Source organism: Marinobacter sp. JSM 1782161, assembly GCF_011421605.1.
GTDB classification, from domain to species: Bacteria; Pseudomonadota; Gammaproteobacteria; order Pseudomonadales; family Oleiphilaceae; genus Marinobacter_A; species Marinobacter_A bohaiensis.
Map to the genome: position 1 here is coordinate 1016199 of NZ_WSSA01000002.1, position 26753 is coordinate 1042951.

General features: G+C 62.0%; 24 protein-coding genes. 2 read left to right on the plus strand and 22 right to left on the minus strand.

Annotated elements, in window-relative coordinates:
* Positions 1-14: 14 nt before the first annotated feature.
* The 19 genes from GQB00_RS04440 to GQB00_RS04530 form a co-directional block, all read right to left on the minus strand.
* Complete coding sequence (locus tag GQB00_RS04440; protein ID WP_111495872.1) at positions 15-692, minus strand: NuoB/complex I 20 kDa subunit family protein; 678 nt, start codon at positions 690-692, stop codon at positions 15-17.
* 57 nt (positions 693-749) lie between these two features.
* Positions 750-1148: an NADH-quinone oxidoreductase subunit A gene (locus tag GQB00_RS04445; protein WP_165855342.1), complete on the minus strand. Its 399-nt coding sequence runs from the start codon at positions 1146-1148 to the stop codon at positions 750-752.
* Between the two features lie 149 nt (positions 1149-1297).
* Positions 1298-2296, minus strand: coding sequence for a zinc-dependent alcohol dehydrogenase family protein (locus tag GQB00_RS04450; protein WP_228276666.1), 999 nt, complete (start codon positions 2294-2296; stop codon positions 1298-1300).
* A 49-nt stretch (positions 2297-2345) separates the two neighbouring features.
* Positions 2346-3092, minus strand: a complete 747-nt coding sequence (locus GQB00_RS04455) for a sulfite exporter TauE/SafE family protein (protein WP_165855343.1) — start codon at positions 3090-3092, stop codon at positions 2346-2348.
* 30 nt (positions 3093-3122) lie between these two features.
* On the minus strand, positions 3123-5294 hold the full coding sequence (locus tag GQB00_RS04460; protein WP_165855344.1) for a TRAP transporter permease: 2172 nt from the start codon (positions 5292-5294) through the stop codon (positions 3123-3125).
* 78 nt (positions 5295-5372) lie between these two features.
* Positions 5373-6380, minus strand: coding sequence for a TAXI family TRAP transporter solute-binding subunit (locus tag GQB00_RS04465; RefSeq protein WP_165855345.1), 1008 nt, complete (start codon positions 6378-6380; stop codon positions 5373-5375).
* A 242-nt stretch (positions 6381-6622) separates the two neighbouring features.
* Positions 6623-8095 carry a sodium/proline symporter PutP gene (gene putP, locus GQB00_RS04470; RefSeq protein ID WP_416234151.1) on the minus strand — a complete coding sequence of 491 codons (1473 nt, stop codon included), beginning with the start codon at positions 8093-8095 and terminating at the stop codon, positions 6623-6625.
* Between the two features lie 583 nt (positions 8096-8678).
* A complete protein-coding gene (locus GQB00_RS04475; RefSeq protein WP_323127246.1) occupies positions 8679-9476 on the minus strand; it encodes an AraC family transcriptional regulator in 798 nt (265 codons plus the stop codon).
* 40 nt (positions 9477-9516) lie between these two features.
* Positions 9517-10845, minus strand: a complete 1329-nt coding sequence (locus tag GQB00_RS04480; protein ID WP_165855347.1) for a phospholipase effector Tle1 domain-containing protein — start codon at positions 10843-10845, stop codon at positions 9517-9519.
* A 216-nt stretch (positions 10846-11061) separates the two neighbouring features.
* The gene (tmk, locus tag GQB00_RS04485) at positions 11062-11697 is read right to left on the minus strand and encodes a dTMP kinase (RefSeq protein ID WP_165855348.1); all 636 of its coding nucleotides are present in this window, start codon (positions 11695-11697) and stop codon (positions 11062-11064) included.
* Complete coding sequence (gene mltG, locus GQB00_RS04490) at positions 11694-12746, minus strand: endolytic transglycosylase MltG (RefSeq protein ID WP_111495864.1); 1053 nt, start codon at positions 12744-12746, stop codon at positions 11694-11696. Before mltG ends, tmk begins: the two co-directional genes overlap by 4 nt.
* Before the next feature lie 2 nt (positions 12747-12748).
* Positions 12749-13561, minus strand: a complete 813-nt coding sequence (locus GQB00_RS04495; protein WP_165855349.1) for an aminotransferase class IV — start codon at positions 13559-13561, stop codon at positions 12749-12751.
* Between the two features lie 7 nt (positions 13562-13568).
* Complete coding sequence (gene fabF / locus GQB00_RS04500) at positions 13569-14810, minus strand: beta-ketoacyl-ACP synthase II (protein WP_111496815.1); 1242 nt, start codon at positions 14808-14810, stop codon at positions 13569-13571.
* Between the two features lie 313 nt (positions 14811-15123).
* Complete coding sequence (acpP, locus tag GQB00_RS04505) at positions 15124-15357, minus strand: acyl carrier protein (protein ID WP_095609555.1); 234 nt, start codon at positions 15355-15357, stop codon at positions 15124-15126.
* Between the two features lie 123 nt (positions 15358-15480).
* Positions 15481-16218: a 3-oxoacyl-ACP reductase FabG gene (gene fabG / locus GQB00_RS04510; protein WP_111495862.1), complete on the minus strand. Its 738-nt coding sequence runs from the start codon at positions 16216-16218 to the stop codon at positions 15481-15483.
* Between the two features lie 21 nt (positions 16219-16239).
* Positions 16240-17175: an ACP S-malonyltransferase gene (gene fabD, locus GQB00_RS04515; protein ID WP_165855350.1), complete on the minus strand. Its 936-nt coding sequence runs from the start codon at positions 17173-17175 to the stop codon at positions 16240-16242.
* Positions 17176-17253: 78 nt separating this feature from the next.
* Positions 17254-18255 carry a phosphate acyltransferase PlsX gene (gene plsX / locus GQB00_RS04520; RefSeq protein ID WP_111495860.1) on the minus strand — a complete coding sequence of 334 codons (1002 nt, stop codon included), beginning with the start codon at positions 18253-18255 and terminating at the stop codon, positions 17254-17256.
* Between the two features lie 65 nt (positions 18256-18320).
* Positions 18321-18500: a 50S ribosomal protein L32 gene (gene rpmF / locus GQB00_RS04525; protein WP_165855351.1), complete on the minus strand. Its 180-nt coding sequence runs from the start codon at positions 18498-18500 to the stop codon at positions 18321-18323.
* A gap of 100 nt (positions 18501-18600) precedes the next feature.
* A complete protein-coding gene (locus GQB00_RS04530) occupies positions 18601-19146 on the minus strand; it encodes a YceD family protein (protein WP_165855352.1) in 546 nt (181 codons plus the stop codon).
* A gap of 176 nt (positions 19147-19322) precedes the next feature.
* Here GQB00_RS04530 and GQB00_RS04535 point away from each other — a divergent pair, with 176 nt between their 5' ends.
* On the plus strand, positions 19323-19940 hold the full coding sequence (locus tag GQB00_RS04535; protein WP_111495857.1) for a Maf family protein: 618 nt from the start codon (positions 19323-19325) through the stop codon (positions 19938-19940).
* On the opposite strand, the gene GQB00_RS04540 is transcribed toward GQB00_RS04535, so the two are convergent.
* From GQB00_RS04540 to rluC, 3 genes are all read right to left on the minus strand, one after another.
* Positions 19916-20929, minus strand: coding sequence for a S49 family peptidase (locus tag GQB00_RS04540; protein ID WP_111495856.1), 1014 nt, complete (start codon positions 20927-20929; stop codon positions 19916-19918). The two genes, GQB00_RS04535 and GQB00_RS04540, sit on opposite strands and share 25 nt — an antisense overlap.
* A 65-nt stretch (positions 20930-20994) precedes the next feature.
* Entirely contained in the window at positions 20995-21654 is a 660-nt protein-coding gene (locus GQB00_RS04545) for an HAD family hydrolase (protein ID WP_165855353.1), read from the minus strand.
* A 46-nt stretch (positions 21655-21700) separates the two neighbouring features.
* Positions 21701-22819 (minus strand): 23S rRNA pseudouridine(955/2504/2580) synthase RluC, encoded by a 1119-nt coding sequence (gene rluC, locus GQB00_RS04550; RefSeq protein ID WP_165855354.1) that lies wholly within the window; start codon positions 22817-22819, stop codon positions 21701-21703.
* 585 nt (positions 22820-23404) lie between these two features.
* On the opposite strand from rluC, the gene rne reads away from it, so the two are divergent.
* Positions 23405-26695, plus strand: coding sequence for a ribonuclease E (gene rne, locus GQB00_RS04555; protein WP_165855355.1), 3291 nt, complete (start codon positions 23405-23407; stop codon positions 26693-26695).
* The last annotated feature ends 58 nt before the right edge of the window (positions 26696-26753 follow it).

Sequence of the window (26753 nt, forward strand, 5' to 3'; positions counted from 1 at the left end):
CGTTGCTTCGTCGACTAGAGATGGTCGGGGCTGCGCAGCTCCGTGGCCTGGATGCGGCGATCCCGGTGGCGCTCCCGCTGGGACGGCATCTCCGCCCGGTAAACGCCCTGGTCTCCGACCACCCAGGACAGCGGCCGCCGTTCCTGGCCGATGGCGTCCTGCAGCAGTTGCAGCCCCTGCAGAAACGCTTCCGGCCGCGGCGGGCAACCCGGCACGTAGACATCCACCGGCAGGAACTTGTCGACGCCCTGCACCACCGAGTAGATGTCGTACATGCCCCCGGAATTCGCGCAGGAGCCCATGGAAATCACCCACTTTGGCTCGAGCATCTGGTCGTAGAGCTGCTGGATCACCGGCGCCATCTTGATGAAGCAGGTGCCGGCAATGACCATGAAATCCGCCTGGCGCGGCGAGGCGCGGATCACTTCGGATCCGAAACGGGCTATGTCGTGCGGGGACGTGAAGGCGGTGGTCATTTCAACGTAGCAGCAGGACAGGCCGAAGTTGTAGGGCCACAGGGAATTCTTGCGCCCCCAGTTGACGACCGAATTCAGAACGTCTTCCAGCTTGCCGGTGAAGACGTTGCGCTCCAGTTGCTGCTTGACCGGGTCTGGCACCCGGCGACGCTGCCCCAATGGATAACGATCAGAATCCGCGGTGGCGTCTTCCGCACTGGTCAGGGTATAGCCCATTTCAGTCCCCCGCTCCGATTCGCACAGGATTTGATCCCGTGGCCCGCCGTCCGCCGGTCACTTGGGCTGGCGGCGCCTGGGCGCCCACTCCAACGCCCCGACCCGGCTGTCGTAGAGCAGCCCGGCCAGCAGGATCACGATGAATATCGTGGCGCCCCAGAAGCCAGTCCACCCCACTTCCCGGATGGACACCGCCCAGGCAAACAGGAACACCGCCTCGATGTCGAAAATGACAAACAGCATGGCCACCAGGTAAAACTTGACGGAAAAGCGCTGGCGCGCGGATCCGGCGCCGATGATGCCGGATTCGAAAGGAAGGTCCTTACTGCGACCGCGGCTCCGGCCTCCGAGGAAGGCGGACGCCACGATCATAAAGGCGCACAGGCCCAGTACGGCAAGAATAAAAACGCCAATGCCCCAGTATTCGGCGATCAGCGCCGTCGATGTCTGCGTCATCGTTTACACCGGTCAAGGCTGGTAGTGGCCTGAATGGCCAGCTCTTCTGATTTTCAGACTAGCAGCCAGTCCGGAGACGTGCGAATTACAGGGAGTCAAGGACTTGGGGAAGGAGCGACCCGGATGACCGGGCCGCAGGGGGCGGATCGTCAATCCCGCAACAGCAGGATTTTGCCGGTGGCTTCGCCGGCCTCCAGGCGACGATGGGCGGCGCCGACGTCACGGAACGCAAACCTCTGGCTGTCCAGCAGCGGCCGTACGGCGTTGTCACGCAGCATCTGCTCCATGTGACCCACCATGCGCGGCTGGTCGTCCATGCCGATGCCGTGCAGCAACGGAATCGAGCGGAACACCACGTGCAGGCTCAGGCTCTTGGCGTGCAGTTGCGACAGATCGTGGGTGGAGCGGGTGTTGATCGAGCACAGGCGCCTGGCGATACCGGTGGCTTCAATGGATCTGTCGAGGTTTTCCCCGCCGACCGTGTCGAACACCAGATCAAAGCCCTTCCCGTCCGTCAGCCGTTCGACATAGTCCGTGACCGACTCGTCACGGTAGTGGATGATGTCATCCGCCCCCAGGGAGTGGGCCAGCTCCGCCTTCTCGGGCGTCGACACCGTGGTGCTGACTCGCGCGCCGAGGTATTTGGCGATCTGGATCCCCACGTGCCCCACGCCGCCAGTGCCGGCATGGATCAGCGCGTGCTCGCCGGACTGAAGCCCGGAACGATCCGCCAGCGCCGACCAGGCCGTCAGGAAGACCAGCGGCAATGCGGCACACTCTTCCAGCGGCAGCGTCATGTCCGGCGTGCGTTTGGCCAGCACACGGGCATCGGCAATCATGTAGTCCGCCAGGGCGCCCTGCCAGCCCTTCACGCCGCCGGCGCAGCCGAACACCTCGTCGCCTTCGACCAGGCCGCTCACGCCAGCGCCAACCTTATCGACAACCCCAGCGACGTCGCCGTTGAGAATGGCCGGCATGGCCGGGCCGGACTTGACGAAACCGGAGCGTATCTTGGTCTCGATAGGATTCAGGCTGGACGCCACCACGCGGATACGCACCTGGCCGGGGCCCGGCTCGGGGGTGTTCACGTCGCGCTCGACAAACACCTCGGGGCCGCCGAATTCCTCAATCACCACGGCTTTCATCATCGGGCTCCTCTTGCAGAATGATTCTTTGAAAACAGGCCTGTCAGACAGCTCAGTACACGATCAGACGAACGAGGATCGCCGCCACCATGGCCAGGGTCAACCATTTGATCCACTGGGCGCCGCGCGGCCCCATGTTGACCTTGACCGCGATCATGGCGCCGGTGATGTTGCCCAGTCCCAGCAACAGGCCGACACCCCAGCGAACCTGGCCGCTGAAGGCGAAGACCAGCAGCGCCGGGATCATGTACAGCAGCACGATGGCCACTTTCAGGACGTTGACCTGACGCAGGTCGATGCGCAGCATCCGGTAAAGCACAACGATGAACAGTGCGCCCACGCCGACCTGGATGAAACCGCCGTAGACACCGATCACGAACAGCGCGAGGTAGATCAGCGGCGACAGCCGGTCCGCGGTCAGCGGCCGGGTATCCAGCCGTGGCTGGGGCATCAGCATGAACACCGACGCGCCCACCATTGCCACCACCAGAACCGCTTCGAACACCGCGTCGGACACGCCGGTCGCCAGCCAGGCCCCGAGCAGCGAGCCGAGAATCGCGGGGATCGCCAGACGCAGGCTGATCGACCAGTTGCCCTGCCCCTGGCGTCGGAAGCTCCCCACGGCCGAGATGCTCTGGAGGGTGATGGCCACGCGGTTGGTGCCATTGGCCACTTGCGGCGGTAAACCCAGGAACATCAGCATCGGCAGGGTCAGCATCGAACCGCCCGCCGACAGGACGTTGATGAATCCCGCGACGCCACCGATCAGGACCAGTCCAACCAGTTCCACTGCACTCATCCGCCGGCCCCTCCCTGATGGCGTTCTACGTCATACGGTTGCGGGCACCCTCCTGCCCCGGCGACTGCTCCAGACCAGCAGGCCGAGGAAAATCACCAGGCCCGCGACGTCGACCCACAGCATTCCGTGCGGCCACAGCATCAGCGCGCCCACCGGGAACATCAGCAGCCGTAGCAGCCACCCCAGACGGTGCTCCAGATACCCTTCCAGACCGGCAATAATGGCATAGATCCCGAACAGACCGAACAGGAAAACCTGAAGCATCTCAACAAGATCACCGGATATCAGCGGCGAATAGGCGAACAGCAACGGCACAATGTACAGCCCCTTGGCGATCTTCCAGGCGGTGAAGCCAGTGCGCATCTGCGGGGTGCCGGCAATGGCGGCCGCGGCAAACGCGGTCAGGCACACTGGTGGCGTCACGTTGGAGTCCTGGGACAACCAGAAGATGATCATGTGGGCCGACACCAGCGCCATGCTGATGGCGTGGGGCGACAGCGCCTGCTCCAGCAATTGCGAACTGAAGGTGTCCGGCACCGCTGCCAGCATCTGCCGGGCCGTGGCCGGGTCCATGGGCGCGTTGAGCAGGTTGAACTGGTCGGGTGCGGCGATCATGAATACCGCCTTGGCCTGTTCCGGCAGGTTGCCCGCGACCATCAGATCCAACAGCTGGCTCTGGGCGATCAGCCCGTAGATGGCCGGCGCCGAAAGGGTCGCCAATACGATGTAGGCCGCGGTCACCGGCAGCCCCATCCCCAGGATCAGCGAGGCCAACGCCACCAGGACGATCGTCACCAGCAGGCTGCCGCCGGCCCAGTCGGTGATCATCAGCGAAAAGGTATTGCCAATCCCGGTGGTCGATACCACATTGACGATCAGGCCGACCGTGATCAGCAGGATGGCCGTGGTCACGATATTACGCGAGCCCTGGGCCATGGCCTCCAGGATATCCGGGATCTTCATCGGCTTGGACGACACCCAGGACGCGGCGATCACCGAAAGGATCGCAATACCCGCCGCGTAGGTGGGCGTGAACCCATACACCAGAGCGGCAACCAGAACCACCAGCGGCAGCAGGTAGTGCCAGCCATCCTTCATGACCTCTTTCAGGGTCGGCATGTTCTCTTCTTCGTCCTCAAGCTTCACCGCATGGCTGCGTTTGGCTTCAATGCGCACGAACATGGCAACGGACAGGAAATACAGCAGCGCCGGAAGCGCTGCAACGGCAATGATTGTGAGGTAGGACACCTGGGTGTAGGACGCCATGATAAACGCCCCTGCCCCCATCACCGGCGGCATCAGCTGCCCGCCGGTCGACGCGGCCGCTTCGACACCAGCAGCAAAGCGCGCCGGGAAACCGGCTTTGCGCATCAGGGGAATGGTGATCACACCGGTGGACACGGTATTGGCCACGCTGGAGCCGGAGACCGAACCCATCAGCCCCGAAGAAAACACCGCCACAAAGCCGGGCCCGCCCACGAAGCGCCCGGCGGCGCAGCGTGCCAGTTCGACAATAAAATCCCCGGCACCGGATTTGACGAGAAAGGCGCCGAACAGGATGAACATGAAGACGTAAGTCCATGAAATCCGGGCGATCGAACCCAGCATGCCCTGCCCGCCCATGTAGGAGCGGAACAGCACGGTCTCCCAGCTCAGACCGGGAAAGTTGAACAGCCCTTCGACGTACTGGCCCCACCAGCCCACGTAGGTCAGCGCGACGATGCACAGGCAGGGAATGAACCAGCCGGTCGTGCGGCGGGCGAATTCCAGGATCAGGGCCACCGCCGTGATCGACACGATCCAGTCCCAGGTGGAAAAAGTCACACCACGGGCGTAGAGCGCATCCTCGAAGCCAATCAGGTACAGGGCACAACCCAGTGCCGCCAGCCCGAGCACAACGTCGAGCGCAAACACCAGTCGCCGCCCACCGGCGGAGCTGGCGTGGATCATCGGCAAAGTGAGCGTGCACAGTAGCCCGAACAGACCGAAGTGCAAGGCGGAGATCCACAGCTCCGACAGAGTGGAGACCGTGTTGAAGTACAGGTGCGAAATGGCAATGACGATCGCCAGGACAAAGATCACCCGCCCCAGTATGGGATGCTCCAGCCGATCACTGGCCTCGTGTGTGCTTTCGTCGCGGATCTTGTCCAGGGAGGATGATGCGTTGGCCGGTTCACCCGGCCGTTCGTCGTTCGATGTCACTCTGACCCCCAACCACGACGGGGCCGGCTTCAGCGGCGGGCCCCGTCCAAGGAATGATGCGGCCCCGGGGCCGCTCCGTTACTGCGCGATCAGACGGTCCGGGATCTCGATGCCCTGCTCCTTGTAGAATCGCGCGGCCCCCGGATGCAACGGCATGGGCAGACCGGCGATCGCCTTTTCCAGGGCCATGGCTTTGGTCGCCGGATGGATGTTGTTCAGGAACGGCAGGTTGGCGTAGATGGTCTTGGTGATCTGGTAGACGTCATCCTCCGACACATCCGCCCGCACCGCCAGAATGTTGGGCTGGGCAATGGTGTTAATCGTTTGGGTCTGGTTGGGATAGGTTTCCGGAGGAATCTCGTACGGCGTCCACAACTCAAACTCGCTGTTGACGCGGGCCAGCTGCTCCTCGGTCACATCCAGTGTGGTGATTTCCCCACCCAGGTTGGCGTAGGCGCGAGTGACCGCCGAGGCCGGCACCCCCGCCGGGATGTTCATACCGTCAATGTTGCCGTTCTGCAGGGCGTCGGCGCTGGGTCCGTAACCCAGGTAGGCCAGGTCCATCTTGCCGACATCCACGCCCAGCGCGCCAAGAATAAAGCGCCCGGAGCCCTCAGTCCCGGAATTGCGGGCACCGATGGAAAAGCTGTTGCCGTAGAGATTGGTCATGTCCTCAATGGTGCCGGTCTTGGCCAGCTCCTTGCGGATCACAAAGTGTTCCACGTTCTGCCACAGCATCGATACCGAGCGCAGGTTCTTGTAGGCCTTCGGCACTGGCCCCGTGCCCTTCCAGGCCCAGGCCCCGTATAGCCCTTGCAGGATGCCGAACTGGGCCTGGTCCTCGTCCATCAGCTTGAGGTTTTCCGCGGAGCCGGCAGAGCTGATGGCAGACACGGAAATTCCGGTCTTGGGTTCCAGCTTCACCTTGATCAGGGTCGACAGGGCCACACCCACCGGATAATAGGTACCGCCGGTGGTCGCCGTGCCCATGACATAATTCCCTTCCGCCTGAACCGAACCGGTGACGCCGAGACTCACAGCGGCAGCCATTCCGATGATCGATTTCAGGAACTGGCGCTTAACCATGTCGTGCTCTCCTTTTATTGGACTTATCAATGAGATCTGCATGCGTTCACTGAGAATAGACGTGCACGCAAACAAGTGCCATGGGAGGAGCTACGACATAAGTCGGTCATATCCCGCACTTTTTAAGGGCATAAAGCGAAAAGAAAGGGAAACGCAAAAAGAACAGCGGACACAAAAAAGGGGCGCCCGCCGGGCGCCCCTTCTCATTTCACACCGGGAGCATTCACCCGGTCAGGCCAGAGTCATCTGCCCATGACCTTGTCGAAGCCGTCCTGGATTTCCTGGGACGGTTCCGGCGTGGCCAGAGACACCACGACAATGGCGATGGTGGCGAGGATGAAGCCTGGAATGATTTCGTACAGATCCAGGATGCCGCCGGACAGGTTGCCCCAGACCACAACGGTCACACCGCCAACGATGATGCCGGCCAGCGCGCCCAGACGGGTCATACGCTTCCAGAACAGCGACAGGATCAGTGCCGGGCCGAAGGCCGCGCCGAAACCGGCCCATGCGTAGGACACCAGCTCCAGTACCTTGCTGTCCGGGTTGAACGCCAGTGCGCAGGCCACCACAGCAATACCGACAACGGCGAAACGACCCACCCAGACCAGCTCGCTCTGAGACGCTTCACGGCGGAACAGCGCCTTGTAGAAGTCCTCGGCCAGTGCGGAAGAGGACACCAGCAGCTGGGAGTCGGCGGTGCTCATGATCGCGGCCAGGATAGCGGCCAGCAGGACACCGGCGATGACCGGGTGGAACAGCGCATCGACCAGCAGCATGAAGGCACGCTCGCCATCTTCCAACGGCGTCTCGAAATAGCCGATGGCGGAGAAGCCAACCAGCAGCGCACCCAGCAGGCCCAGACCACTCCAGACCACGGCAATGCGACGGGCCGTCGGGATGTCATTCTCGCTGCGGATCGCCTTGAAGCGCGCCAGGATGTGCGGCTGACCGAAGTAACCCAGACCCCAGCCCAGCAGGGACAGGATGCCCATCACGGTCATGGCGCTGCCGTCAGCGCTGGTAAAGGCGCTCAGGAATTCCGGGTTCTTGGCTTCCATTGCTGCCTGGGTGGCAGACCAGCCGCCATCGGCGTTAATGGCCATGATGGGCACCAGCAGCAGCGCGGCGAACATCAACAGCCCCTGGATGACATCGGTCCAGACAACCGCCAGGAAGCCACCGAAGAAGGTGTAGGACACCACAGCCACCGTGCCGATGATCACGGCGTTGGTGTAATCGATGCCGAAAACCGTTTCAAACAGCTTGCCGCCTGCAACCAGACCGGAGCTGGTGTAGAACAGGAAGAACAGCAGGATGAAGAACGCGGAGATGATCCGCAGGATACGGCTCTTGTCTTCGAAACGATTCTCGAAGTAGGACGGCAGTGTCAGAGAGTCACCCGCAGCCAGCGAGTAGGTTCTCAGACGACGCGCCACGATCAGCCAGTTTAGCCAGGTGCCAACCAGCAGCCCAACCGCAATCCAGATTGCCTCGTAACCGGCTGCGTACGCGTAGCCCGGCAGGCCCAGCAGCAACCAACCACTCATGTCGGACGCGCCGGCACTCAGAGCCGACGGCATGGGGCCGAGACTCCGGCCACCCAGAACGTAATCCGACAGGTTGGATGTGCGTTTCCATGCGATGTAGCCAATGGCCAGCATCAACAGGATGTAGATAATAAAGGTCACAGTGACCCCGACGTTACTTCCCACCATCTGGTGATTCTCCCCGTCCGCTAGTAAAAAGAACTTCTTTTTATGGTCCTTTCACACCCGCCCGGATACAGCGTGGTGCGATGCGTTATTGGCACTTTCAGCCCTCTTCCAGCCCCCGGCTTGAAGAAGTCGGCCTACACCCTTGTACTCTAGACTGTTTTTGCGTCCAGAGAGCAATAACGCATTCCTTCCGACTGATGTCGTGTTTTATGTCCGGGTTTTGCGTGACAAAGCGCAAGTAAGACTGCGCCTGTTTCCCGTAGCGGTCCCGGACCAACCGTCTGCGGGATTTCATGGCCGGTTCAGCACAAATGACCGGAACCAGAACACTGCCTTTCGACAATCGATGCCCTGCCGGCGCCACTGAGGGATCATGGCGTCAATGGCAGGCTGGTGGAACGGCCCTTCCGCAGTGATGCCCCTCACCCGGGGCGAACGACCGACAACCGGAAAGACGCGGCTTGAAAAGGTCCGAACCTAGTCCGCTAATGTAGTCAGGGAAAGCCCGTACGGCTTGCAGGAAACTACGATTTTTTTGCAAAAAAGTACGTTCAACCCTGTTTGGATGACGTTTGTCATCTCAACGCAACGCCGACGGGGTAATGCCCCGATACTTTTTCATGGCGTTGGTCAGCGCGCCCTGGCTGGAGAACCCGGTTCTCAGGCTGATCTCGGCCAGTGAAAGTCGCGGCTCCCCAAGCAGCTCGGTAGCACGTTCGAGCCTGGCGTGAATGATGTATTGATGCGGGCTCATGCCAGTCATCTCACGGAAGGTCTCGTGGAAACGGCTCACGCTCAGGCACGCTTCACCGGCCAGGTCCCGGATGGTGATCTTACGGTGCAGGTTCTGGCGCACGAAACGGCGTATGGCTGACGTATCCAGGGTCTGCCGTTTGCGACGCGGCTGGTTACCGTTACCCAGGCGCTGCGACAGGCAGTGGATGATGCCGGACGCAAAATGCTCATGCATGGAACGGTTGTCCGGGGCCAGGTTGAGTTCCGACGCGCACAGGTGGATCAGGCTCTGTAGCCGGTTATCCATGTCCAGGTGGAAGGGGCGGTCAAACAGCGGCGCCAGACGGTCGTAATCCGCATGACGGGGATTGGAAAGGGCCGGCACGTGAGGGTCGAGATCGATCACGAGGACGTGATTGTCATCGTTGCCGTAATAATCATGGGTGGTTTCTGTCGGCACCAGGCAGGCACGCCGGCTGTCCAGATCGACGCCCCAACCCTGCCCCGCCAGGCCGGATGCCCCTTGCAGGCCAATCACCACCTGATGGTGCTCGTGCTCGTGCTGACAGGCATTTTCTGGGAGCTTCAGAACTCGCGCGCTCAACATAACCGGGGCCGGACCGTCGGAAAGATTGTCGCCCATTTAAACACATCTGCAAACGCGAATCACCTGCGCCACGCGCTCACGCCGCGAACTCGACACCCGCCTCGCTGCCGCTGCACCAACGTACCCGGGCGGTACGATCGCCGATGCGCGGATGGCGCAGCCGCACTTCGCCGCCGGCCGCTACCGAGCCGTTGCCACTGTAGTACAAGCGTGCTCCGGACTCCGACATGTCGACCAGCGTGCAGACTTCCCCCACATCCGGCATATCGGCCACCGACAGGGATTCCGGTACCGTCAGGCGCAGGTGGCGTCGTTCATGGTAGATCGGAGTCTCCGCCGCCAGAGCCCGCTCCAGGTTATGCCGGTTGTGAATCGGCACCCCCATCTCCAGACGCTCCACGGCGGCCACATGGAGCTTCTCGGTGATCGCCGGCGCCAGGCCCTGCGCTTCACGCTGGACCGCACCGATCGGCCGATGATAATCCCCCATCAGCCGGTAAAGCGCACTGACACTGTCGCCTATTGGCGCCGCGATGCGATCGTCCGGATCGGTGGAAAAAATGCCTCCCAGCTGCCATTCCAGCCCATGCTGGTTGGCCTGGCCGATCATGAACTGCAACGCCAGCTCCGACAGACCGCACTCCGTGACGACGCCACCGACATCACCGTGCATACCCGGTAGCCAGACCTGGAGCGTATGATGCGACAGGGTTGCCGCCTGATGCGACGTTTCCGAGCTGGAGTGGGTCCAGAGGTCCGGCCGGAACGGCGTGCGACATTCGTCAATCGCCATGGCCTGAACGGCATAGGATACGGAATCTGACAGATGGGTATCGTGGAACCCGATCCGGTCTTTTGACCATCGCCTCAAACCGGGCACCGGCAGCCCGTTCGCACCAACGGTGTCGAACACTCCCAGGAAGCGGACCGGGATTCGACGGCTCGACTGCCTCAACTCCTCCACCAGCGCAGCGCGCGGTAGCCGGCTCCGTTCGGCCCCGGACTCCGCACGGTACCAGCGGTGGGCGTCCGGCAGATGGTGCAACTCCGACTTGCCGATCAGTCCCATCACATGAATAAAGTCGGCCAGTCGACGCACGCAATGGGCACCGCGGCTGAACCCGAGCAGGTAAATATCGTCGCTGGGGGCCCAGTTATTGGCAATAAAGCGGTAGGCCTGCAGCAGACTGGCGGTCATACCGTTGCCGAAAAGGCCGGCCAGCCATCGATCGAGACGGCCGCCATTCCCCAGGCCATCGTCGTAGTAGACCACCTGGTCACGCCGGCCGGAGTGGGCCTTGAGGCCACGCACACACTTGAGCACATTGGACGATGCGGGCTGCGCGGGCTTGCCACCCACCTGATTCCAGGTGCCATCGCAGCAAACGACTATCGCTTTGGACATGATCCTTTCCCTCCATGCTTCGCGGCTCGAGGGCCGGAGTCATCGACTGCATACAGGGACGAAAGGGACGGCTGGCTCCGTATCGTTCACCATCCGATGAGACGCGCACTGGGCTGGCGCGAAAGACGGCTGATTATTATTTGCTCACACGCTGAAAGCGTAGCAGACATTCAGGTCGTGGGCATTGAAAGCGGCGATGGCAGGCGGTGAGGCCGTTCAGTCAGCGGAGTCGCCCAGGATACGCGTCAGGGCAGCGCCGAGCGACGCGCTGACACACTCGACGGTCTGGGCGGCATCGAGAACGTGATAGCGCGCCGGCCATTGTTCTGCTCGTGCCAGGTAGGTCCGGCGAATGCGCTCGAAAAAGTCCACCGCTTCCTGTTCGAAGCGATCCAGCTCGCCCCGCTTGCGGGCCCGCGCCATCCCCACTTCGACCGGAGCATCCAGCAGGACCACGTGATCCGGCCGCATCGCGCCCTGGACCAGGTTCTCGAGCTGCTCGATGGCCTGTATCGACAGCCCGCGACCGCCGCCCTGATACGCGTATGTCGCGTCCGTAAAGCGGTCGCACAGCACCCAGCGCCCGGCGGCGAGGTGAGGACGGATCAACTGGTTCAGATGCTGCGCACGAGCGGCGAACACCAGCAGCAGTTCGGTCAGGTCATCCATACGCTCATCGCGCGGCGCCAGCAGGACCTCGCGGATGGTTTCCGCCAGCGGCGTACCGCCAGGTTCGCGGGTGACCACAACGTCTACCTGACGCTGCTTCAGCCACTCCTCGGCAAAGCGGAGCTGAGTCGACTTGCCAACCCCTTCGGTACCTTCAAAGGTAATGAAACGACCGCGACTCATTCCTGCTCCGCCTCGCTGGATGGCGGCGATGAGCGATAGTCATCACGCCGCTGGAGTTGGTACTGACGGACCGCATTCTGGTGTTCCCGGAAGGTTCGCGAGAACACGTGCGAGCCATCGCCCCGGGCCACAAAATACAGGGTATCACCCTCTTCCGGGTGCAGGGCGGCATGAATCGCCTCCCGGCCCGGCAGGGCGATGGGCGTGGGCGGCAGGCCGGCAATCCGGTAGGTGTTGTAGGGCGTCGTGGTACGCAGATTCCGGCGGGTGATGTTGCCGTCGTAGTCATCCCCCATACCGTAGATCACCGTGGGGTCGGTCTGCAGGCGCATGCCCTTCTCCAGCCGGCGCACGAAAACACCGGCAATCTGGCCGCGTTCCCGGGGCACGCCGGTTTCCTTCTCGACAATGGAGGCCATGATCAGCGCCTCATAGGCAGACTCGTACGGCAGATCGTCGGCGCGACCAGCCCATTCTTCATCAAGAATGGACTGCATCCGATCGTAGGCGCGCCGCAGGATATCCAGATCGGACTCATGCCCGGTGAACACATAGGTATCCGGAAAGAAGCGCCCCTCGGGATGCTGGTCCGGATGCCCCAGCCTGGCCATCACGTCTTCATCCGAAAGGCCGGTCAGCTCGCGGGTCAGATGGCCGTGCGCCGCCAGCGCTTTGCGAAGGTCGCGGAAGCGCCAGCCCTCGATGAACTGCACCTGCCAGGTCTTGGTGTCGCCACTCACCATTTTGTCGACCATGGTCAGCGCGGTATCGCCACCGGTGAACTCGTAGGTTCCCGCCTGGACCAGATTCCGATCCCGATGCAAGCGCCCCCAGAGACGCAACCACAGGGAATCGTCCAGCAGCCCTCGCTGCTCAAGCTGGCGCGCCACGCCACTGAAGCTGCTGCCGGGAGCAACTTCAAACAGCACCGGCTGGGCCAGGGTCACCGGTTTTTCCAGGGTCTTGAAACCCTGCCAGAGCCAGATGCCCGCAGCGCCGATAACCAGTACCAGCAACAACAGGCCAGAGAGAAAGACACGTTTCAACAAGATCAGGATCCAACTGCATCCGCCAGAAAGGATCGGATTGTGGCAAGGCGCTCCGTGATAGGCAACCGCTGCTCGCCGATCCGTTCGATTGCGACGCCACCGACGACACTGTTGGTCAGTAAGAGGCCGCCAAACTCCGGGTGCGTCATATCGGCGTCCGTGACCGCTCGCTCCTCCAGCGACAGGCCCAGGTCCGGCAACGCCTCCAGCAAAGCCTCCCGGGCGACACCGGCTACTGCCAGCTCTCCGGCAGGGGGCGTGATGCAAACCGTTCCAGCCAGCGCGATCAGGTTGGTCCGGGAGCCTTCGACAAGGGCGCCATCCACGTCGGTCATGAGCGTTTCCCAGGCCCAGTCCGGCATGGCGCGGCTGGCCATCACCTGCGGCAGGCGGTTGAGGTGCTTGATGCCCGCCAGCAAGGGATCGATAACCAGGGGATGCGACCAGATGTCGACGGCCACCGGCGCCTCAGGCACCGCTGGCATGGGGCTGTGAGAGATGATAAGGCAAGGGTGCGCCGGCTCCGGCGGGCGATAGCCACGGCCGCCAACGCCCCGGGTCAGCAACAGCTTGAGGACCCAGGGTGCGGGCCCGGCGTATCGCTCGACGGCGCGCTCCAGGGCATCGGCCAGTTCGGCATAGGACACCGAAATACCGAGCCGGGCCGCATCGCGCTGCATGCGACGCAGGTGGCGCTCGCCAAGCGAGGCGACGTGACCGTTGATCCGGATGGTCTCAAACAGTCCGTCGCCGTAGGCCAACCCCCGATCCAGGGGAGGCACACCGTCGGCGTCGGCCCAGAGACACTCAAGCACGGTGTGATCAGCCGTCGTGGCGACGGAAAATCAACGTGCCGTTGGTGCCTCCAAAACCGAAGGAATTGGACAGCGCGGCGGAGATGCTCGCTTCGCGGGCTTTGTGCGCGACGAAGTCCAGGTCACAACCCTCATCCGGGTTATCCAGGTTGATGGTCGGTGGTAACACGCCATCGCGCAGCGCCAGCAGCGAGAAAATCGCTTCCACAGCCCCCGCCGCACCCAGCAGGTGGCCGGTCATGGACTTGGTGCTGGACATCGCCAGCTTCCGGGCGTGATCGCCGAACACGGCCTTGACCGCATCCACTTCCGCCACATCGCCCACCGACGTGGAGGTTCCGTGAGCGTTGATGTAGCCAATCTCGGACACGTCAATTCCGGCATCCCGGATAGCGTTGCTCATGGCGCGCTGGGCGCCCTCACCCGACGGCGCCGTAATGTGGTGGGCGTCATCGCTCATGCCGAAGCCGATCACCTCGCCGTAGATGGTCGCACCGCGACGCTTGGCGTGTTCCAGCTCCTCAAGAACCAGCACCCCGGAGCCGTCGCTGAGGACGAAACCATCGCGGTCCTTGTCCCACGGCCGGCTGGCCTTTTCCGGCTCGTCGTTACGCGTGGACAAGGCCCGCGCCGAGCCGAAGGCGGCAATACCGGTGGGCGTGGTCGCCATCTCCGACCCGCCCGCCAGCATCACGTCCGCGTCGCCGTACTGGATCGTGCGCGCGGCGTAGCCGATGTTATGGGTGCCGGTGGTACAGGCTGTGGTGATGGCAATATTCGGGCCCTTGAAGCCAAAACGGATAGCGACATTGCCCGCCACCATGTTGATGACCGAGGCCGGCACGAAGAAAGGCGACACCTTGCGGGGCCCCTTGTCTTCCAGAATCAGAACGTTCTTCTCAATGTATTCCAGGCCTCCGATGCCGGAGCCAATCGCAATTCCGACCCGATCGGGATCGGCCGCGTTCTCGACGTCCAGCCCGCTGTCCTGCACCGCCTGGGTCGCCGCCGCGATGCCGTAGTGGATGAAGGCATCCATCTTGCGGGCATCCTTCGGGCTCAGATAGGTTTCCAGGTCAAAATCCTTGACCGCTCCGCCAATCCGGGTGTTGAAGTCGGTTGCATCGAATCGCTCGATGGGGCCGATGCCGCTCTTGCCTTCGCGGATACCCGCCCAGGATGAAGCCACATCGCTGCCCAGCGGGGACACCATACCGAGACCGGTGACTACGACACGTCGTCCAGAAATCATTGATTCACCTATTGCTTTACGAATGCTGCCGTGGTGCGACCCTTGCCGCTACCGCTCAGCGCTTTCCTTGGGTAGTTATTATCCCGCCATCCCACCCCGCCACCAATCGGCGGAAGGTAGAATGCGTTATCGAGCCGCAACCCGCGGGTTTATCGCAAATACGGGTGACGCTTTTGTGACAGCCCGGCTGCACCGGGGAGGCACAACGAACAATTGGCACGAATCCCGGCGGATTCGCACCAATAAAAAAGCCGTCCTTAATAATCCGACTAAGGACGGCTTCTGCTTGGCTTTCAATACTGGCTGAGTATCAGGTGTGCGCGACGATGTAGTCGATCGCGTCCTGAACGCTGGTCAGCTTCTCGGCTTCCTCATCGGGAATCTCGGTCTCGAACTCTTCTTCGAGGGCCATTACCAGCTCAACAGTGTCCAGTGAATCCGCGCCCAGATCCTCTACGAAAGAAGAAGTGTTCTGAACTTCAGACTCCTTGACGCCCAGCTGTTCACAGACAATCTTCTTCACGCGCTCTTCGACTGTACTCATATTTTCCTCACTTAATTCGCAACCAAGCACTAATTTTGCGTGCAGTTTAGTGTAATCCCCACCCGCAAACAAGCAGGGTTTGAAGCTAAAGACTTGTCGTTCAACGAATTACCACAAGCCCCATTATCCCATGAACATACCGCCGTTCACGTTAATGGATTCGCCGGTGATGTACGCCGACTGCTCGGAGGCCAGGAACCCGACCACCGCAGCGACCTCTTCCGGCTCGCCCAGACGACCCGCAGGAATGACATTCATCATAGCCTCCCGCTGACTGTCGTCCAGTTTCTTCGTCATATCGGTATCGATGAATCCGGGCGCCACACTGTTGACCGTGATACCACGGTTGGCCATCTCTTTCGCCAGGCTGCGGGTCATCCCCTCAACACCGGCTTTGGCCGCACAGTAATTGACCTGCCCTGGGTTACCCATACCGGCAACGACAGAACTGATGTTGATGATGCGACCCCAGCGGGCCTTGGCCATACCACGCAATACCGCCTTGCTGGTGCGGTAGATAGCGCTGAGGTTGGTGTTGATGACCGCATCCCAGTCATCATCCTTCATCCGCATCAACAGGTTATCGCGGGTAATCCCCGCGTTATTGACCAGGATCACCGGCGCGCCGGATTTCTCCGTGATGGCCTTGATCCCGTCGCTGATGCTGTCCGCGTCGGCAACGTTCATCACGATGCCGTAACCGCCCTTCTCCGCCAGCGCCTGGCTGATTGCCTCGGCGCCAGACTCGGAGGTCGCGGTGCCGACGACGGTAGCACCGCCGTCTGCGAGTTGTTTAGCAATTTCCCGGCCAATACCTCGACTGGCCCCGGTAACCAGGGCTACCTTGCCTTGCAGCGACATAACGTCGTTTCTCCTGAAAACTTAACCGTTTACGCCATCCAGCGCTTTTTGCAGCGTGTCCGGCGCTTCAATGCCAAACACGGACAGATTGCGATCGATTCGCTTGGCCAGCCCGGCCAGCACCTTGCCCGCACCGCACTCGATCGCCACCGACGCACCCTCTTCACTCAGATAGCGCACTGAATCGGTCCACAGGACCGGGGAGTACAGCTGCTGCAGCAGGTTTTCCTTCAGCGTATCGCTGGACTGTTCCGGCGCCGCATTGACATTCTGCACCACCGGGATGACAGCGTCGTTGAAATCCACCTCATCCAGCGCCTTGGCCAGCTCGTCGGCCGCCGGCTTCATAAGGGAGCAGTGGGATGGCACGCTGACCGGCAGCGGCAGGGCCCGTTTGGCCCCCTTCCCTTTACAGATGTCGATGGCGCGATCCACGGCCGAAGCGTTACCCGCAATGACCACCTGACCCGGTGCGTTGAAGTTGACGGCCGCGACCACTTCGCCCTCAGCGGCTTCCTCGCAGGCGGCGATGACAACGTCGTCTTCCAGCCCCAGCACCGCCGCCATGCGGCCCTCACCGGCTGGCACCGCACTCTGCATCAGTTCGCCGCGCAGACGCACCAGCTTGACCGCGTCGAAGAAGTTCAGGCTTTCAGCAGCCACCAGGGCACTGTATTCGCCCAGACTGTGACCGGCTAAGAACTCCGGGCGCGGACCACCGGCCACGAACCACTGCCGCCACAGCGCGACGCTTGCCGTGAGCAGCGCAGGCTGGGTAATCGCGGTGGAATTGAGGTCTTCCTCGGGACCGTTCTTGCAGATCGACCGCAGGTCAAATCCGAGGACCTGGGAGGCTTCATCAAAGGTCTCGGCAATGATCGGCCAAGCCTCAGCGGCATCGCCAAGCATACCAACCGATTGTGAGCCCTGACCCGGGAAAAGAAATGCTGATTTCATGGCGCTCAGTCTACCCCTGTTTGGTGTTCTGTAAGATTAGCCAATGGTACAAGCCTTGCAGACACAAAACACGGGGTGTCAGATCATCCATTCGTCCAGTTGCTCATTGATGCGACGAGGCACTTCCAGCTTCACTTCGCGAAACGCCTGGCGAATGGCCGCGAGCATGGCCCGCTCATTGGCATTGCCGTGGCTCTTGATCACCACGCCCTGCAGCCCAAGCAGGCTGGCGCCGTTGTGGCGGGAAGGGTCGATGGTTTTCAGGAGGCGCGTCAGAGTGGGGCGCGCCAGCCAGCCGATGATGCGCCCGTAGAGCGTGCGGGTAAAGGTCTGATCCAGCAGCTCCATGAGCATGCTCGCCACACCCTCACCGGTCTTGAGGGCGATATTGCCGACAAAACCGTCGCACACCACCACATCGGCGACGTCGCGGAACAGGTCGCTGCCCTCCACGTAACCAATGTAATTGAGCGTCTCGCACTGGGCCAGCATATGCGACGCCAGGCGCACCTGCTCGTTCCCCTTGATCTCCTCCTCGCCCACATTCAACAGGGCCACGCGCGGCTCCTGCAGGTTGTTAACCGCCGCCGCCATGAGTGACCCCATGAGCGCGTACTGGTAGAGGTTCTCGGCGCTGGCATCGACATTCGCGCCCAGGTCCAGTACATGGCAGCGACCACGCAGGGACGGAATCAGCTTGACGATGGCTGGCCGCTCGATCCCCGGATACATGCGCAGCAGGGAGCGACCGAACGCCATCAGAGCGCCCGTATTACCGGCACTGACGCACCCCTGGGCTTCGCCATCGCGCACCAGTCGCAGGGCAACGGCCATGGAAGAATGCTGTTTGTGACGCAGGGCGTGGGAGGGGCGTTCGTTCATCCGGACCGTGTCGACGGCCTCGACAATCCGGATACGGGGATGGGGCTCAGACAGAAAAGCCTCAAGCTCACTCTGTTGTCCAACCAGAATGACGCTCAAGGCTTCGTTTTCGCGCACCGCATCAAGCGCTGCGGATACGGCAACAGCCGGCCCGCGATCACCGCTCATGGCATCGATGGCAATGGTGATGGAATTCACCGTTTACCCACTATGCAACATGCAATCAATGAATCAGGGGCCGTCGGCGCCGTCACGCCCGACGATTACTCGTCGCGCGCTTCAACCACCTGCTTCCCACGGTAGAAACCGTCGGGAGACACGTGGTGACGACGATGCACTTCACCTGTGGAGGAATCCACAGACAGGGCCGCAGTGCCCAGCGCATCGTGAGAACGACGCATGCCGCGCTTGGAGCGGGTCTTACGGTTCTGTTGTACAGCCATGGTATAAACTCCTGAGCTATTAAACTATCAATGCGTAAACAATCAATGCGCCGACACCGGACCTGCCCGGTGGTCGACCTGCTCCGCGACGCACTGCGAATCAGTGATCGTCTTTTTTCTTGAGTTCCGCCAGAACGCTGAACGGATTCTCGCGCTGCTCCGGTTCGTCGGCCGGGTTTTCGTCAACCTGACCTTCGAGCGACTCGAGCGTTTCCGCTGCCGGGCACTGATCCCGCTCATGCAACGGATAAGGCGGCATTGCCAGCAACAGTTCGTCTTCGACCAACTGCCAGAGATCCGCCTCAAAGCTTTCAATCAGGAAAGGCTCAAGTTCACGCGGCAACTGACGCGCCTGTTCGTCACTGATCACCAATCCCAGCTTGAACGTGGAGTTGAGCGTGGTCTGCATGGGCGACATACAGCGCTGGCACTCCAGCACAACCGGTGCTTCCAGACGCCCTTCAACAACACGGCGCCGCTCCGCATCCATTCCAAACTGCAAATGCACTCGGACATCGCCTTCCACTTCCTGCAGCAAACCTGCAAAACGAGAGAGGGAACGCAACGCAATGACCCCTTCCAGATTCGCTTTCTGTTCAGCGAATTTGTTCGGGTCAACGATCCGGGGCAGCTCGGCATTCGACATAGGCGCGCAATTTTAGGGCCCAACCCCCGCCCTGTCAAAGGCTTCTGCCCGTTATTTCGGCAACTACCAGCCTTTCCACAACCGGATACAATCAAGGAATCAGGATTTCGGCCATTTCCCGAGTCAGGTATTCTGAGTCTCGCTTTAACCTTTCAACTCTGACGCCCCGGATCGCCATGCTCCCTAAACCGCTGTTGCTCGCCTCATCCTCGCCTTATCGAAAAGCACTGCTGGAACGCCTGCGCCTGCCGTTCACGTGCGCCTCCCCGGATATCGACGAAACACCGCAACCGGGAGAGCGCGGGGAAGAGCTGGCCCTGCGACTGGCCGAGGAAAAAGCGGCCGCCCTCGCCGAGCGCCATCCCGGACACCTGATTATCGGTTCGGACCAGGTGGCGGAACTGGCCGACGGAACGCTGCTGGCCAAACCCGGCAGCCATGAGACCGCATGCCGACAACTGGCGGCCTGCAGCGGCCAGTCGGTCCTGTTCCTGACAGGGCTGGCGCTGACCGATGCCGATTCCGGCAACACCTGGAGCCTGGTGGAACCGTTCCGCGTCCACTTCCGCGACCTGAGCGAGGAGCAAATCGACCAGTACCTCAACGTGGAGCAGCCCTACGACTGCGCCGGCAGCTTTCGAATGGAGGGACTGGGCATCGCCCTGTTCCGCAGCTTCGAGGGGCGCGACCCCAACAGCCTGATTGGCCTGCCACTGATCGCGCTTATTGACCTGCTGGCCGAACAGGGCATCGAACCGATTGCCGCGGCCTATCGCAACTCCAGACGGGACTGAACCAGCGTGTCGGCCAGACCACTGCCAACCGACACACCCAGCTCCTCGATCAACTGCTTGAAGGGAGACGGCCGGCGACTGTAATCGATCAACTCTTCGGCACCCACGATATCGCGGGCCACGTAGCTGGCACTGCCAAGGCCGTCGACCAGCCCCAGATCCTGCGCCTGTTCGCCGGTCCACACCAGACCACTGAACAGCTCGTCGCTTTCCTTCAGGCGATCGCCACGCCCTTCACGCACTTGTTCGATGAACTGCTGATGCGTGGTTTCCAGGACGTTTTGCCAGAAATCGACTTCGCCCGGTTTCTCGGGTGAAAACGGATCCAGGAAAGCCTTGTTCTCGCCGGCCGTATAGAGCCGGCGCTCGACCCCCACCTTGTCCATGAGCCCAGTGAATCCGAACCCGCCGGCCACGACGCCAATCGATCCCACCAGACTGGCTTTATCGGCATAGATCTCGTCCGCGGCCACGGCGATGTAATAGGCGCCAGACGCCCCGATATCGGAGATCACCGCGTAGACCTTCTTGTCCGGGTGCTCCGCCTTGAGACGCTCAATCTCGTCATTCACGTAACCCGCCTGCACCGGACTGCCCCCCGGACTGTTGATGCGCAACACCACCGCCCGGGCATCCGGCGCCTCGAAAGCATCCCGCAGCGCTCCCACAATATTGTCAGCGCTGGCTTCTTCATCGGCGGCGATGGGGCCGTTGATCTCTACCAGAGCGGTATGAGGCCCCGCTGAGGCATCCAGCCCCTCACTCACCGGCCCGCGCAACATGAACAGCAGCGCAAAAAGGTAGATAAAGGTGAGCGCCTTGAAGAAGATCCCCCAACGCCGACTCTTACGCTGCTCCGACTGCAGCGACATGACCAGCTTCTCGATCAGCTTCCAGTCCCGACCCTTGTCCGTGCTCTTGCTTGACGCATCCGCTGTGTTTTGCTCGGAATCCCATCCCGACCGTTTATCACCATCCCAATCAGACATGCTCGCTTCCTTACTGCGTTATCGTTAGACCGTTCGTATCAATCGCCCGCTGGACCCGGGACGCCTTACGCCGATGTGTCGAGCTCGAGAGCCCGCCGCAACCCCGGCACATCCTCGACAACCGCCTGCGGCGCATAGAGCTCGAGACGGTCGCGCTTATGAACACCCCACTCCACGCCAATGGCCGGCATCCCGATTCGCTGGGCCATTTCCATGTCGTAAACCGTATCCCCGATCATCACGGCCTCATCGGGCGCGATATCAAAGTGCGCCAGAATCTCATGCAACATCGCCGGGTCCGGCTTGGAGCGGGTCTCGTCGGCGCAACGGGTGATGGCGAAGTGCGGCCCCAACCCACTCGACGCAAGCGCCCGCGTCATCCCGCGACGACTTTTTCCGGTCGCCACCGCCAACTGGGCACGGCCGGTTTTCAGGTCCACCAACAACTCACCGATCCCGGGGAAAATATTCTGCGGCGCGGTTTTCTTGGTAAAGAAGTGCCTGGCGTAGCCCTCCCGCATCGCCTGCACCTCCGCTTCACTCATACCGGGATACAGCGTCTGCAGCGCCTCCACGATGCCCAGACCGATGATATCGCGATAGGCATCCATCTCGCGGGCCGGGAATCCCAGCTCGGTTGCCGCCTGATGCAGACTGCCGGCGATATGATCGACGGAATCGATGAGGGTGCCGTCCCAGTCAAAAATAACGACTTTCGGGGTCACGAATACTCCTTCTCTTTGCACAATCTGATTCTGGTCTGCCGCCTGGTTACTCCGGACCTGCCGTCTGGGCGGCTCGCCGGGCTTTCAACCGCTCCATCAGCTGCTCGAAGACCGCCTCGTAGGCCGCCTCGAACCTTGCCGTTTCGCCGTTCGGCAGCGTCAGCTCGAGCGCAAAGGCATGGAGCATCAACCGCTGACCACCCTGACTTCGAAATGCCTTGAGACTGACATCATCCATATACTTGTCGTCACCCGCTATCGGATGACCGGCAAAAGCCGAGTGCACACGGATCTGGTGGGTGCGACCGGTGACCGGAAACGCCTGGACCAAGCTGTAGCCGTCGAACAGCTCCAGAACTCGGTAGCGGGTCAGCGCCGTTTTGCCGGCGTCCGACACCCGCACCATCCGCTCCCCCGAACGCAACTCGAATCGCTCCAGCGGGACATCCACCTCGGTGCGCCCTGCGGGCCAATGCCCCGCCACCAACGCGTGATAATGCTTGGTGACACGTTTGGCGCGGATCTCGTCCTGCAGATGCCGCAACGCCGATCGCTTCTTGGCCACCATAATCAAACCGGAGGTATCGCGATCGAGCCGGTGCACCAGCTCGAGAAAGCGCGCCTCCGGCCGCGCCGCCCTGAGCGCCTCAATCAGACCGAAACTCAGGCCGCTGCCGCCGTGCACGGCCATCCCCTGGGGTTTGTTGACGACCAGGAGATCGTCGCTCTCGAACAGGATCGCCGCCTCAACCAGCTTGCGAACGCGGGCACCCGGCACCGGCGCCGGCGGCTTCTCCTGGCTGACCACTGGCGGGATACGCACCTGGTCGCCCGCCGTCAGGCGCGTGTCCGGCTTGGCGCGCTTTTTGTTGATGCGCACTTCGCCCTTACGCACGATCCGATAGACGACGCTCTTGGGCACCCCTTTAAGCTGGGTCAGCAGGAAGTTGTCAAGCCGCTGCCCGGCACCATCCTCATCGATGGACACCCAACGCACTCTGGTCTTGACGGGCTCGGGCGCGTTCGGCGACGCGGACTGTGGCCGGGCGGCGGGCTTGGCCGCTTCGCGCCGGGCACGTCTATCCGTACCAGCGGACGGACGGGCTTTGCGGTTGGCGGGACGCGAACGGCCGGGACGGTTTCTTGCGGGTTTCTGCCTGGGCATAGTGAGGTGGCATTCCGGAGGTTCTGTGCAGGATTGACGGCCCGAAACATTGCTGTTATGTTCCGGCCTGCTTTTATGCTCTAATCGACCTCATACAGTAAGGTAATCGATCCAAGCGAGCCGGAAGTATACCGACACGAGTCAAGACTTTGAATGCTGGCGGCCCGAGACAGACCAGGCCGTCGCGCAGAGAGCAGAAGGCACCGCCTCGACGCCTGTTGATCCATGGGGATCCGGGGTTTGAAGGTGGACATGTTCAATCCGCACGGAAAACCGGCGGGTGACATCGCGAAGAATCATTTGAATCACGCCGGCCCGGGCCGTCCAGCTTATGAATATGACGTGAGACCTTGGAGCCGGTGTGAACTTGAACTGGATAGTATGTTTCAACCGACACTGAATCGTTACGGTTTTTCCCCGCAAACGCAGGAGCAACAAGCCGTGAGTGTTCTCAGACCCCTGGAGCGGCTTGCCGCCTACGTCTGACTGTGTCCGGCTGTTGTCATTCAGCCACCGCTATCCTGCCTCGCCGATGAGCGCCGATTCGGCCGGTTTCCGTCGTAACCGACAGGAAACTCGTTCTTCATGAAAAGAATGCTGATCAATGCAACTCACCCCGAGGAGTTGCGTGTTGCTTTGGTAGACGGACAACGTCTCTTCGATCTCGACATCGAAGCGAGCAACCGGGAACAGAAGAAATCCAACATCTACAAGGGCAAGATCACCCGTATCGAGCCCAGCCTTGAAGCCGCCTTCGTAGACTTCGGCGCCGAGCGTCACGGCTTCCTCCCTCTCAAGGAAATCTCCAAGGAATACTTCAGCAAGTCCCCCAAGGACATTGACGGCAAGATCAACATCAAGGACGTCCTGAAAGAAGGCCAGGAAGTCATTGTTCAGGTCGACAAGGAAGAGCGCGGCAACAAGGGCGCGGCCCTGACCACGTTCATTTCCCTGGCCGGCCGTTACCTGGTGCTGATGCCCAACAACGCTCGCGCCGGCGGCATTTCCCGCCGCATCGAGGGCGAGGAGCGCGCCCAGCTCAAGGAAGCCATGAACGGCGTTGAAGTGCCCCGCAACATGGGTGTGATCGTGCGCACCGCGGGCATCGGCCGCAGCTCCGAAGAGCTGCAGTGGGACCTCAACTACCTGACCCAGATCTGGCAGGCCATTACCGACGCGTCCGCCAGCCGTCAGGCCCCGTTCCTGATCCATCAGGAAAGCAACGTTATTATTCGCGCCGTACGCGACTACTTGCGCCAGGACATCGGCGAAGTACTGATCGACTCCGAAGTGGTGCACGAAGATGTCCTGAGCTTTGTCCAGGCGGTCATGCCCTCCTTCGAGAACAAGATCAAGCTGTACAAGGACGAAATCCCGCTGTTCAGCCGATACCAGATCGAAGGCCAGATCGAGACCGCGTTCCAGCGCGAAGTGAAGCTGCCGTCTGGTGGCTCCATCGTGATCGACCCGACCGAGGCCCTGGTGTCTATCGACATCAACTCGTCGCGGGCCACCAAAGGTCACGACATCGAAGAAACCGCGCTGCAGACCAACCTGGAAGCGGCCGAGGAAATCGCCCGCCAGCTGCGCCTGCGTGATATCGGCGGTCTGATCGTGATCGACTTCATCGACATGACTCCGGCCAAGCACCAGCGCGAAGTCGAACAGAAAGTCCGCGAAGCGCTGGAACTGGACCGCGCCCGTGTCCAGGTGGGCAAGATCTCCCGCTTCGGCCTGCTGGAAATGTCCCGTCAACGCCTGCGCCCCTCCCTGGGCGAGACCCGCAGTGAAGTCTGCCCGCGCTGTGACGGCCAGGGCACCATCCGCGGGATCGAGTCGCTGGCGCTGAGCATCATGCGCCTGATCTACGAGGAGTCCTCCAAGGACAAGACCGGCGAGGTCCGCGCCATTGTGCCGGTGTCCGTGGCGACTTTCCTGCTCAACGAGAAGCGCAAGCAGCTCGCCGACATCGAGGCCCGCCAGGAAGTGACGGTGCTGGTGGTTCCGAACCCGCACATCGACACGCCGCACTTTGAAATCCTGCGTGTCCGCGAGGACGAAGTCAGCGCCGTCGAACGGGGCTCAAGCTACGAGCTGGCCCAGGACTTCAAGGAAGAGGAAACCGTCGAGACGCGCGTCGCCCGCGAACAGCCGCCCCGTGAAGAGGCCGCCGTCAAAGGCATTCGCCCGGTCGCTCCGGCCCCTCGCGCCGCTGAACAGCCGCAGCCCCAGGAGCAGCAGGAAGAAGGACTGTTCAAGCGCCTGTCCCGCAAGCTCTCGGCATTCTTCAGCGAAGAGCCGGCACAGAGTGAATCCGGCAGCGACAAGAACCAGCAGGACCGTCGCAACCAGTCCCAGCGTCGCGACACCGGCGGTGGTCGTCAGGATCGTCGCAAGTCCCGCGTTGCCCGTGACGACAACCGTAGCGGCAGCGGCAACCAGAATCGCCGCCAGGGTGAAAACAATCGTCGCCAGTCACCGGACGAAGGCGGCGGCAAGCGCCGCAGTCGCGGCCGTCGCAGCGGCGACCAGCCGGATCAGTCCGACCAGCAGGGTCAGAACAAGGGCCAGCAACAACAGAAGTCCCAGGACGGCAACAAGGGCGGCGATCGCAAGCGCAAGGATAACCGCCAGTCCGACAAGCGGGGCCAGAAGGACAACAAGCCCAAACCGGATCAGGCCAAGCCCGATCAGAACAAGACGGATCAGGCCAAGCCCGACCCGCAGAGCAAGGAACAGGGCCGCAGCAGCCAGCAGAGTGAGAAGCAGGCCCAGTCAAACCGCGAAGAGAGCAAACCGCGCGGTGACGACAGCAAGCCTCGCAGCGATGACAACAAGCGTCGTCGGCCACGCCGCCCGCGTAATCGCGACGGCTCGCCGGTAGAGCAGCCCACGCGTCAGAGCGAGGAGCGTAAGGCCAACAAGCCACAGCCGGGCGACAGCAAGCCAGCTGAGAAACCGGCGCCCGCTCCGGCAGAAGCGGCCAAAACCGACGATAAGCCGCAGGCCGAGGCGAAGCCCAAGCCGGAACCGGCCAAGGATCAGCCCCGCGAGCCGGTGGCGACCGAAGGCAACCAGACCAAGGATGCCAAGCCTCAGGAGCCGACGGCAGCCAACAAGGCAGACGACAAACAACCGGCCCCGGAGCAGGCAGAAACATCCACCAGCCAGCCGAATAAGCCGGCCGCACCGTCCAAGCCGGCACCGGAGAAGGCCGCCGCAAACGGCAAGCCGGAAGGCTCATCAGGCGGCAAACCGGAAGTCGCTGCCAAGCCCGCGGCCGAGGAAACCGGCAAGCCGGCAAACCAGCAGCCTTCCGAGCCAAAGGCGACGCCGACCAGACCGGAACCCAAACCGGCCGATCAGGTGGCGGACAAGGCCGAGGCAAACGCCGACAAACCGGCGCAGGAACGCCCTGCCCCGAAAACTGAGCCCAAGCCACCGCAGGCCGCGGAAACGGCCAAGGGCGATGCCGACGCGGGCAATCGTTCTGAGAAAGTAGCCGGGGAGCCGAAACCGGAGAAGGCGGCTGAGGAAAAACCGGTTGCCACCAAACCAGGCGATACACCCGATAAAGCCGACACCGGCGACAGCGCCAAGCCAGCGGCGACCGAAGCGGCCCAACCGACTCCCAAGCCGGAGAAGCCGACGCAAGCAGCCACTGGGCAGGATGCCGACAAGGATCAGGCGAAGGGATCGGAAAACAAAGAGGCCGCTCCGGCGGTAACGGCTTCCGGCCGCGCCTACAACGATCCGCGTGAAGTCCGCAAGCGTCAGCGGGCAGCCGAGGCGGCGGCCAAGCAGGGTACGGCTACCGACAAACCACCGGCCCGCGAAACCTCAACCTCTGAGGAAAAGGGCTCGTCCGACAGCTGAAGGACGCCCTGAAGGCCACCGGAGGCCAACGCGCCTCAGGCCCCGCCCGCTCTCGAAC